General features: G+C 28.0%; 2 protein-coding genes. One reads left to right on the forward strand and one right to left on the reverse strand.

Features of this window, described 5'->3' with window-relative positions; translation table 11 throughout:
* Positions 1-232 precede the first annotated feature (232 nt).
* Complete coding sequence (locus tag BJ095_RS18790; RefSeq protein ID WP_107937926.1) at positions 233-742, forward strand: hypothetical protein; 510 nt, start codon at positions 233-235, stop codon at positions 740-742.
* Between the two features lie 395 nt (positions 743-1,137).
* Here BJ095_RS18790 and BJ095_RS18795 read toward each other — a convergent pair whose 3' ends face one another.
* Positions 1,138-1,395 carry a hypothetical protein gene (locus tag BJ095_RS18795; RefSeq protein ID WP_107937925.1) on the reverse strand — a complete coding sequence of 86 codons (258 nt, stop codon included), beginning with the start codon at positions 1,393-1,395 and terminating at the stop codon, positions 1,138-1,140.
* Between the last annotated feature and the right edge of the window lie 429 nt (positions 1,396-1,824).

Genomic DNA, 1,824 nt, shown 5'->3' on the forward strand with positions numbered 1-1,824 from the left:
CGCATTATCAAGACAAAAATGAATACTCAGATGAAGGCTGGCAAGCTTGTGTATTTTTCTTTGCATTCTTCTGCACTTTTATCTTGCAAAACACAAGAGGAGTTGTGCTTCTTTTTATTGCTATAACATCATACTGAAATTCAATTAAAGTAAATGTGTCTTTAGTTTAATAATAATAACCATTAATAATAATATATTTTCTTCTCATAATATTAATGAGGTGAGGAATGTTATGAAAAATCACTTATTATTATTTTCTTCTATCTTTTTAGCTGCATCTGTTTATGCAAACGAGGATAAATTTGATAGAAACTTTTCAAAGTTAGGATACAAAGAAGTTGATGAAGCTCTTGCTGAAAGTAAACAGCATTTTAAAAAAGAGATTGTTTTACCTAATGAAATTCCAATTACCTTTACACATAGTTTTGCTAGGTTCTCTAATCCAGAAGGTGATTGGAATGATAAGCTGGAAGTTCGATATGTAGATGAAAAATCAGGAGACAATGATTATAAAGTTGAAGTGCGACATATCGATTATAAACTTCTAATAAGGGAAGAAATGATTGATAAGGAATTAAAGTTGAATAACGGTATTCGTGCGATTTACAGCACTACAATGTTTGAAAAACGTAATAATCTTGTATTTGAGATGAATGAATGGCAGTATATCCTTTCACTGGATGAAGATGTTTCTGATAAACCATCAGAAGTATTGATAAAGGTTGCAAATTCTATTGACTAGCTGAGTATAAGAATTCGTAAAGTAAATTAGCTACTCAACAATCGGGCGCTATTGTGGAGCAACACGTTTAGGAAATGATCAACTTTATTATAAAAACAAACTTTTAAACTGCAGAAAAGCATCTATTCTGACCAATCTTTTTTTCAGAATGGATGCTTTTAATTTACACTAAATCTGGGCTTTCGAGGTATGTTTAATCAAAATCAAAATATATTAGAAATCTACATTTATCCTCTAATTATCAATTTCAAAATTTCTCTCTAAATGGAAATTTTACAGAAATGGAATGTAGTTACTAATAATTTTTTATCTAAACTTAATTTCAATCTTTTCAGTTCTTTTAAGAATCGCATTTTCTATCTAAGTCATACCGGAATTTTTAATATAATAGAAAATTAATCAGAGGGGTCTGAATTATCTAATAAATCTAACTCATCTAATATATCCCTTGAATCTGAAGGGGGGAAATCTATTATATTATTAATTTTATTTTTTTCTTGTCTATTAATATTTAGATATGCTGCATGAGGATTGTCTGAAAACATATCATTAAATAACTGGTTAACTATTTCATTTCTACGTTTACCAGTAGTTATTGTATCTATTAAATCTATATTTTGTTTAGAAGATATATCTGCCCATTGAAATAACACCTGTTCATAAACACCTGTTTTTTCTTTTAGTTCTTCATTTATTATTTTTACTCTTTCTAATTCGGCTGTAAGTTTTTGAATCTGTTTCGTATAATTTTCTATTTTGCTATTTGCTTTTGTTAAACCTACCTCATTAACTTGTAATTTATTTATTATAAGTTGTTTTTCTCTAGTACTTAAATTAGATAAATAACTAGTTATTATATCTCTTGTTGATACGGTAGGAAAATTGGTATCTAAAGAATTAAATTGAATAGAACGTTGAGAATTAATTTTATCAATGAAGACTTTCCCTTGCCTTTCAGACTTTCTCCAAAAATCATAGCTAAGCTTTTGTATTTCGCAAGTAAAAATTGAGCCATTTATTAATTAAAAACTGAGCCACTTAAACCTGACTATTTTCCAACCATTCTTTTGTATCTAATATTC

Source organism: Ureibacillus chungkukjangi (genome assembly GCF_003217295.1).
GTDB classification, from domain to species: Bacteria; Bacillota; Bacilli; order Bacillales_A; family Planococcaceae; genus Ureibacillus; species Ureibacillus chungkukjangi.